Annotated in this window: 5 protein-coding genes; all 5 read right to left on the bottom strand. The window is 63.1% G+C overall.

Going from position 1 to position 9101, the window contains the following annotated elements; translation table 11 throughout:
* Positions 1-58: 58 nt before the first annotated feature.
* From narJ to ABDB81_RS29630, 5 genes are read right to left on the bottom strand one after another with little or no spacing between them, the layout of a single operon-like run.
* Positions 59-826, bottom strand: coding sequence for a nitrate reductase molybdenum cofactor assembly chaperone (gene narJ, locus ABDB81_RS29650; RefSeq protein WP_346814316.1), 768 nt, complete (start codon positions 824-826; stop codon positions 59-61).
* Between the two features lie 14 nt (positions 827-840).
* Positions 841-2394, bottom strand: coding sequence for a nitrate reductase subunit beta (gene narH, locus ABDB81_RS29645; protein WP_346814315.1), 1554 nt, complete (start codon positions 2392-2394; stop codon positions 841-843).
* On the bottom strand, positions 2391-6152 hold the full coding sequence (locus ABDB81_RS29640; RefSeq protein ID WP_346814314.1) for a nitrate reductase subunit alpha: 3762 nt from the start codon (positions 6150-6152) through the stop codon (positions 2391-2393). The genes narH and ABDB81_RS29640 overlap by 4 nt, the downstream gene beginning before the upstream one ends.
* A gap of 56 nt (positions 6153-6208) precedes the next feature.
* On the bottom strand, positions 6209-7594 hold the full coding sequence (locus ABDB81_RS29635; protein ID WP_346814313.1) for a NarK family nitrate/nitrite MFS transporter: 1386 nt from the start codon (positions 7592-7594) through the stop codon (positions 6209-6211).
* Complete coding sequence (locus ABDB81_RS29630) at positions 7591-8874, bottom strand: nitrate/nitrite transporter (protein WP_137926200.1); 1284 nt, start codon at positions 8872-8874, stop codon at positions 7591-7593. The genes ABDB81_RS29635 and ABDB81_RS29630 overlap by 4 nt, the downstream gene beginning before the upstream one ends.
* Between the last annotated feature and the right edge of the window lie 227 nt (positions 8875-9101).

The raw sequence follows: 9101 nt of genomic DNA, 5'->3' as shown, positions 1-9101 counted from the left end.
ACGGATAGACGCCGAAGAGGAATTGGTTGACCAGGTTCATGATGTTTCTTCTCTGGTTTTACGATTGAGAGGCGAGTTCCGATTGTTTTCTCCCCTCTCCCGCGTGCGGGAGAGGGGCGGGGGAGAGGGCCGGCGGTGGCTTTGCGAGGAACTGGATAGTGGCGACATGCTTCCCCTCTCCGCCAACCCCTCTCCCGCACGAGGGAGAGGGGAGCGAACCCGAGCCGGGGCCAAGCAGCGGCTCCACCCCGTCTGCCCCCGGCCCGAACATCTCCATGGCCTCGTCCATATCGCGCACGGGCGGGTCTTGCTGTGCCTGCGGCTGGACATCGGTCAGCGTGCGCAGCACGGCGAATGCGCTCGCATATGGGCTGTCGTTGCGCGCCAGCCGATCACCGATTGCAGCGAGCACGTGGATGGCGTCGCCTAGCAACTGCTCGGCGTGTGCCTCTCGTCCATCCAGCGCGAGTACGCCCAGGAACTCCAGGAACAGCGGTACGTAGTCAGGCAATTCGGATGTGACGAGGTCGAAGCCTTCGCGTCGGTATTCCTCCAACAGGTCCACCATTGCCTGGCCGCGATCGCGGCTCTCGCCATGCACATGCTCGAACAGGTGCAGCGAGTGGGACGGATTGCGGTCGAAGGTGGCCACGTAGTTTTCCTGCAGCGAAATCAGCGACGTGCTGCGCAACAGGTCGGTGAGCGGGGCCAGCAACGTGCGGGCCTGCGGCCACTCGGCCAGGCACTGCTCGATCTCGTCGAGGCTGTCGAGCAGCGATTCGTCCGGGTAGGTGAGCAGGGCGCTCAGTACGGTATGAATTTTCATCTTCGTTTCCCGGTTCAGGTGGCCAGCGCCTTGCGGCGCGACGTAGGCAGGTCTGCGTAGGCGACTTCCGGCTGTGGCTTCTTCTTGCCGAACAGCGTGCCGTCCGAAGTGCCGCCCGAGCAGCCGTTGCCAAAGCTGAAACCGCAACTGCCTTTCTCGTCAAAGCTGTCCTCGGCCATTTCCTTGTGGGCGGAAGGCACCACGAAGCGATCCTCGTAGTTGGCGATGGCCATGATCTGGTACATCTCCTCGACCTGGGCCGGCGTCAGGCCCACTTGCCGCAGCACCGCCAGGTCTTCCACGCCATCCACGGACTGGCTGCGCTTGTACGCGCGCATGGCGAGCATGCGATCAAGCGCCGACAGCACAGGCATCACATCGCCGGCCGTCAGCAGGTTGGCGAGGTATTGCACGGGGATGCGCAGGCTCTTGACGTCCGGGATCACACCGTTCATGCCCATGAAGCCGGATTCGGCGGCCGACTGGATCGGAGAGAGCGGCGGGATGTACCAGACCATCGGCAGCGTGCGGTACTCGGGATGCAACGGGAAGGCTACCTTCCACTCGCAAGCCATCTTGTAGACGGGCGACTTGCGCGCGGCATCGATCCAGCTTTGCGCAATGCCCTGGCGCAGCGCCTCGGCCTGAACGGCGGGATCGTTCGGGTCCAGGAAGATGTCGAGCTGCGACTGGTACAGGTCGCGTGTATCTTCCACCGACGCGGCTTGCTCGATGCGGTCCGCGTCATAGAGCATCACGCCGAGATAGCGGATGCGTCCGACGCAGGTTTCCGAGCAGACCGTGGGTTGCCCGGCTTCGATACGCGGATAGCAGAACACGCATTTCTCGGCCTTGCCGCTCTGCCAGTTGAAATAGATCTTCTTGTAAGGGCAGCCGGAGATGCACATGCGCCAGCCGCGGCACTTGTCCTGGTCGACGAGCACGATGCCATCTTCCTCGCGCTTGTAGACCGAGCCGGACGGGCAGGACGCCACGCAGGTCGGGTTCAGGCAGTGCTCGCACAGACGGGGCAGATACATCATGAAGGTGTTCTCGAACGTCGAGTACATGTCCTTCTGGATGTTGTCGAACAGCTTGTCGCGGCTGCGGGAGTCGAACTCGCCGCCGAGGTCGTCTTCCCAGTTCGGACCCCATTCGATCTTCTCCATCTTCTTGCCGGTGATGGCGGAGACGGGGCGCGCCGTTGGCGGGGTTTCCACCAGCGGCGCCTTTTGTAGATGCTCGTAGTCGTAGGTGAACGGCTCGTAGTAGTCGTCGATCTGCGGCATGTTCGGATTCGCAAACATGTTCGACAGGATCTTCGCGCGGCCGCCCTGGCGCGGCGTCAGGCTGCCGTCGGCGTTGCGCTTCCAGCCGCCGTTCCACTTGTCCTGGTTTTCCCATTCCTTCGGAAACCCTACGCCGGGCTTGGTCTCGACATTGTTGAACCAGGCGTATTCCACGCCTTCGCGGCTGGTCCATACGTTCTTGCAGGTCACGGAGCAGGTATGGCAGCCGATGCACTTGTCGAGGTTCAGCACCATGGCCACTTGTGCGCGGATCTTCATTGCGGGGCTCCTTCAGACTTCTTTGCCTTGTTTCGGGGGGAGGGGTCTTCTTTCCGCGGACCTTCGAGCCAGTCCACCTTGTTCATCTTGCGCAGGATCACGAACTCGTCGCGATTGCTGCCGACCGTGCCGTAATAGTTGAAGCCGTAGGCCAACTGCGCGTAGCCGCCGATCATGTGCGTGGGCTTGGTGACGGCGCGCGTGACGGAGTTGTGGATGCCGCCCCGCATGCCGCTGGTCTCGGCGCCCGGTACGTTCACGATCTTTTCCTGGGCGTGGTACATCAGACACATGCCCTGGGGCACACGCTGCGATACCACCACGCGGGCGGTCAGCGTGCCGTTCACGTTGAACACTTCCACCCAGTCGTTGTCGCGGATGCCGTTGGCCTTGGCCTCGGCTTCCGAGATCCACACGTGCGGACCGCCGCGCGACAGCGTCAGCATGCGCAGGTTGTCGGAGTACGTGGAGTGGATGCCCCACTTCTGGTGCGGCGTGATCCAGTTCAGCACGAGTTCGGGGTTGCCGTTCGGCTTGCGGCCCAGCATGGGGCTCACGGTCTTGGTGTCGATGGCCGGTTTGTAGACGCATGCACCTTCGCCGAAATCGAGCATCCACCGGTGGTCTTGATAGAACTGCTGGCGGCCAGTCAGCGTGCGCCATGGAATCAGTTCATGCACGTTGGTGTAGCCGGCGTTGTAGCTGACTTCCTCAGATTCCAGACCCGACCACGTAGGCGCGGAGATGATCTTGCGCGGTTGCGCCTGCACATCGCGAAAGCGGATCTTGTCGTGCTCGCGGCCTTCGGCCAGATGCGTGTGATCGCGACCCGTGATCTTCGACAGCGCCTCCCAGGCTTTCACCGCGACGTGTCCATTGGTCTCGGGTGCGAAGGTCAGGATCATTTCGGCAGCGTCGATGGCCGTCTCAAGACGCGGCCGGCCCTGGCTCACGCCGGGCTCGGTCACGGTCTTGCTGAGGTGGCCGATCTCGCCCACTTCGTGCTTCGTATCCCAATTGATGCCCTTGCCGCCATTGCCGAGCTTGTCGAGCAGTGGGCCGATCGATGTAAATTTCTTGTAGATGTCCGCGTAGTTGCGCTCCACCACGGTCATCGACGGTGCGGTCTTGCCCGGGATCAGGTCGCATTCGCCTTGCTTCCAGTCCTTCGGCTCGAAGGGCTGGCCCAGTTCGCCCGGGGTGTCGTGCAGCAGTGGCGTGCAGACCAGATCCTCGCGTGTGCCGAGATACGGGCCGGCGATCTCGGTGAACTTTGCCGCGATGGCCTTGTAGATTTCCCAGTCGGTCTTGCTTTCCCACAACGGCTGCACGGCTTCGGACAGCGGGTGGATGAACGGGTGCATGTCCGACGTGTTCAAGTCATCCTTCTCGTACCACGTGGCCGTGGGCAGCACGATGTCGCCATACAGGCAGGTCGTGCTCATGCGGAAGTCGAGCACAGTCAACAGGTCGAGCTTGCCCTCGGCGGCAGGACGCACGGTGACTTCGCTCGGCTTGATCGCGTCGTTTTCATCCCCGAACACGGCGTTCTGCGTGCCGAGCAGGTACTTGAGGAAGTATTCGTGGCCCTTGCCCGAGCTGCCCAGGATGTTCGAGCGCCAGACGAACATGTTGCGCGGGAAGTTGGCGGGGTTGTCGGGGTCGTCGCACGCAAATTGCAACGTGCCGGACTTCAACTGTTCGACGGTATGGGCGATGGGGTCCTTGCCGGCGGCGCGCGCATCGGCCACCACGTCGAGCGGGTTACGGCCCAGTTGCGGGGCCGAGGGCAACCAGCCCATGCGTTCGGACTTCGCGTTGAGATCGAGCAGCGACAGGTTCTCGTAGCGTTTGCGGTCGGCGGTGGGCGCGAGGATCTCGTCCACGCCGAGCTTCTCGTGGCGCCATTGGCTGGTGTGGCTGTAGAAGAACGAGGTGCCGTTCATCTGGCGTGGCGGACGCGACCAGTCGAGGCCGAACGCCAGCGGTGCCCAGCCGAACTGCGGCCGCAGTTTCTCCTGTCCCACATAGTGCGCCCAGCCGCCGCCGCTCTTGCCCACGCAGCCGCACATCATCAGCAGGTTGATGATGCCGCGATAGATCATGTCGTTGTGATACCAGTGGTTCAGTGCGGCGCCCACGATGACCATGCTCTTGCCCTGCGTGCGATCCGCGTTGTCCGCGAACTCGCGCGCCACCTGGATCACGAGCTTGCGCGGCACGGACGTATGCTTCTCCTGCCAGGCTGGGGTGTAGGGTACGTCATCGTCGAAGGACGTTGCCACGTTCGGGCCGCCCAGCCCCCGATCCACGCCGTAGTTCGCCATTTGCAGGTCGTAGACCGTGGCCACGTGGACCTTGCTGCCATCGGCCAGCGTCAGGCAGCGCACCGGGACGCGGCGCGTCAGCAGGTCGGCGTGTTCGCCGCAAAAGTAGGGGAAACCTACCTCGACGACTTCATCGTCATGGCCCATCAGCGAGAGGCGCGGCATGATGTCGCGCCCCGTGCCGCCATCCTTCATCTCCAGGTTCCAGCGGCCTACCTTCTCGCCGCCGTTGTGGGCGCCTTCACCCCAGCGGAAGCCGATGGAGCCATTGGGTGCGACGATGTCGCCAGTGGTCTCGTCGATCAGCAGTGTCTTCCAGTCTGGCTGGTTGGCCTCGCCGAGGTTGCCGTCGAGCTGCGATGCACGCAGGAACTGGTCGGGCACGAGCGTCCCGTCCTGGTCACGCAACGCCACGAGCATCGGCATGTCGGTGTATTGCCGGATGTAGTCGCGGAAGTACGCGGACTTGCCGTTGGCGTGGAATTCCTTGAGCACGACATGACCCATCGCCATGGCCAGCGCGGCATCTGTGCCTTGCCTGGGCGCGAGCCAGATGTCGCCAAACTTGACCATTTCACCGAAGTCCGACGACACGGCCACGGTCTTGGTGCCCTTGTAGCGGACCTCAGTGTAGAAGTGCGCATCGGGCGTGCGGGTCTGTGGCACGTTCGAACCCCAGACCATCAGGTAGGTGCTGTTGTACCAGTCGGCAGATTCGGGCACATCCGTCTGTTCGCCCCAGATCTGCGGGCTGGCCGGTGGCAGGTCGCAATACCAGTCATAGAACGACAGGCAGGCGCCACCGATCAGGCTCAGGTAGCGGGCACCGGCGGCGTACGACACCATCGACATCGCAGGAATGGGCGAGAAGCCGATCACGCGGTCGGGGCCGTATTCCTTCACCGTGAACGCGTTGGCGGCGGCGATGATTTCGGTGGCGGTGTTCCAGTCGGCGCGCACGAAGCCACCCTGGCCACGCACGCTCTTGTAGCGGGCGGCCTTCTCGGGGTCCTGGCTGATCGATGCCCACGCGGCGATGGGGTCCATGGTCTTGCGTGCCTCGCGCCACATCTCCATCAGGCGGCCGCGGATCATCGGGTATTTCACGCGCTGGGCCGAGTAGACGTACCAGCTATACGACGCGCCACGCGGGCAGCCGCGCGGTTCGTGATTGGGCAGGTCGGGGCGGGTGCGCGGGTAGTCGGTCTGCTGGGTTTCCCAGGTGATCAGGCCGTTCTTGACATAGACCTTCCACGAGCACGAGCCGGTGCAGTTCACACCGTGCGTGGACCGCACGATCTTGTCGTGCTGCCAGCGGCTACGATAGCTGTTTTCCCACTTGCGGTCCTCGTTGACCACGGTGCCATACCCATCCGCGTACGTGGACTTGATCCGCGACAGGAACTTCAATCGATCCAGAAAGTGAGACATGTCTTATGTACTCCGACTTGCTTTGTTTTGTGGGGCCTGGAAGGGGTGACTTGCACTCAGCAGGGCATGGGGGCATTGCGACGGGCGTAGTACCACCACGTCACGAGTACGCAACTCACGTAGAAGGCGATGAAGCAATACAGCGCGGCATCGGGCGTGCCGGTCATCTCCAGCGATGTGCCGAAGCTCTTGGGGATGAAGAAGCCGCCGTAGGCGCCGATTGCACCGGAGAAGCCCAGCACTGCAGCGGACTCCTTGCCCGCGTCCTGCAGCGCCTGCTTTTGCGCCGCGTCGCCACGCCCGGCGGCGGCGCGCTGGCGCTCGGTCAGGAAGATCACCGGAATCATGCGGAAGGTGGAGCCGTTGCCCACGCCCGCCAGTGCAAACAGCACAATGAACGCAGCCAGGAATGCCTGGAAGTTGCCGACGTTGCCGTCGTGGGGCAGGGCGGCCAGCACCGCGCAGACGGCGGCAATCATGCCGACGAAAGTCCACAGCGTGACGCGCGCCCCGCCGAGCTTGTCCGAAATCCAACCGCCCACCGGGCGCGTCAGCGCGCCGACCAGCGGGCCGAGGAATGCGTAAGCCGTGGGATTGATGCCGGGGAACTGCGATTTCGTCAGCAGCGCGAGTCCGGCAGAAAATCCGATGAACGAGCCGAACGTGCCGATGTAGAGCCAGCACATCAGCCAGTTGTGCTTGCGCTGGAAGATCACGGCCTGCTCCGCAAACGATGCGCGTGCCGAGGCGATATCGTTCATGCCGAACCACGCGGCCAGCGACGCCACCACGATGAACGGCACCCAGATGAAGCCGGCGTTCTGCAACCAGAGGCTTTGCGATACGCCATTGGCGGTGTGGGTTTGCGGTTCACCGCCGAGCGCACCGAACACGGCCAGCGACACCACCAGCGGCGTGACGAACTGCACCACCGATACGCCGAGATTGCCGATACCCGCGTTCAATCCCGTTGCCAGCCCTTTCTTCGCCTTGGGGAAGAAGAAGCTGATATTGGCCATCGACGAACTGAAGTTCGCGCCACCCAGGCCGCACAACAGGGCCAGCACCAGCAGTGTGGGGTAGCTTGTCGAGGGATCACGCAGGGCAAAGCCCATGCCGAGCGCCGGGATCAGCAACAGGGCGGTGGAGATGGCGGTGAAGCGCCGTCCGCCGAAGACTGGAACGAGGAACGAGTAGAAAATGCGCAGCGTGGCGCCAGACAGCGCGGGCAAGGCCGTGAGCCAGAACAATTGGTTCTTGCTGAACTGGAAGCCGGCGCGGTCAAGGTTGACCGCCACTACGCTCCAGAGCATCCAGATCACGAACGCCAGCATCAGTGCGGGAATCGAGATCCAGAGATTGCGATAGGCGATGCGCTCGCCTTCCGCGCGCCAGAACACGGCGTTCTCGGGCTCCCAGCGGGTCAGTACGGAACTGGTCATGATTGTTGGGGAATGAGGGTTGAGGGTGCCGAACGTTCGCCACGGTGGCTGTAGTGCATCCAGACCAGGCTTACGCAGACCGTGCCGTACATCAACATGAAGCAGCTGCTGCCGATGCCGGTGAGGTCGGCCAGTGCACCGAACATGATCGGGAGGATGAAGCCGCCAAGCCCGCCGGCCAGGCCCACCACCCCGGATACCGCGCCGATGTTGTGCGTGAAGTCATTCGAAATGAACTTGAAGACCGATGCCTTGCCGATGGCGAACGCGATGCCCACTACGAACATCAGGATCGTGAACAGCGTGGGCGTCAGCGCGATGTGGAACGATTGCGGACCGGTGGCGGTGTAGATCGTGAAATCGGTCTTCGGATAACTGAGCAGGAAGAACGCCACCCAACTGATCCACATGACCCACCACGTGGTGCGATGCGCGCCGTAGCGGTCGGAGATCCATCCGCCGATCGCGCGCAGCACGCCGCCCGGCAGCGAGAAGCAGGCGGCCAGGAAGGCAGCGGTCTTGATGTCGAAGCCGTATTCGCCGATGTAGTACTTGGTCATCCACAGCGCCAGCGCCACGTAGCCGCCGAACACCACGGAGTAGTACTGCGAGTAGCGCCACACGCGTGGATCGCGCAGCATCGCCATCTGTGCGCGCCAGCTCGTGGCCGAGGCCGAGCGGTGCGAAGGATCGCTGCGCGAGAACACCCAGAACAGCACGGCGGTGACGAGCATCGCCACGGAGTACACCTTCGGCACGATTTCCCAGGTGCCGGCCGCGAGGATCAGTACTGGCGCCACGAATTTGGTCAGCGCGGCCCCCGAGTTGCCGGCGCCGAAGATGCCCATCGCCAGACCCTGCCGCGAACGCGGGAACCACCGTGCGACGTAGGGCGTGCCCACCGAGAACGAGCCGCCGGCCAGCCCGACGAATAGTCCCAGCACCAGCAGTTGCCAGAACGTGTGGACATAAGAAATCAGCCAGATCGGCACCACCGTCAGCAGCATCAGCACGAAGAACACGATCCGACCGCCGTAGCGATCCGTCCAGATACCTAGCGGCACACGCACCAGCGAGCCGCTGAGCACAGGCGTGGCTGCCAGCAGGCCGAACTCGGTATCGCTAAGGCCCAGTTCGGCTTTGAGCGGGATGCCGAGCACCGCAAACATCATCCAGACGGCAAAGCAGATGGTGAAGGCGAAGGTGCTGGACCAGAGGGTCATCCAGCCCCCGGGCGGGACCGGCGCTGCGGATGAAGAAGGGTGCGATGCTGAAGACATGGCCGTTTCCGGAGTCACTTTGAAGAGTGATGCCAGAGTAGGCCGATGCCGCGCCCCCGCCTATTCGTCGGGCGAGGAGGGGAAGGGGAATGGGATAGGTAAGTGGAACTAGGTCGGGAGAACTAGGTGAAAGACTTGTACGTTTCTCCCTTTTCGGTTTTCTCCCCTCCCCCTCTGGGAGAGGGCGGGGGTGTAGTGGTCCAATAAACCTGGACACCTCAAAAGGT

This window comes from Cupriavidus sp. DL-D2 (assembly GCF_039710735.1).
GTDB lineage: Bacteria > Pseudomonadota > Gammaproteobacteria > Burkholderiales > Burkholderiaceae > Cupriavidus.
This window is presented reverse-complemented; position numbering and strand designations above follow the sequence as displayed.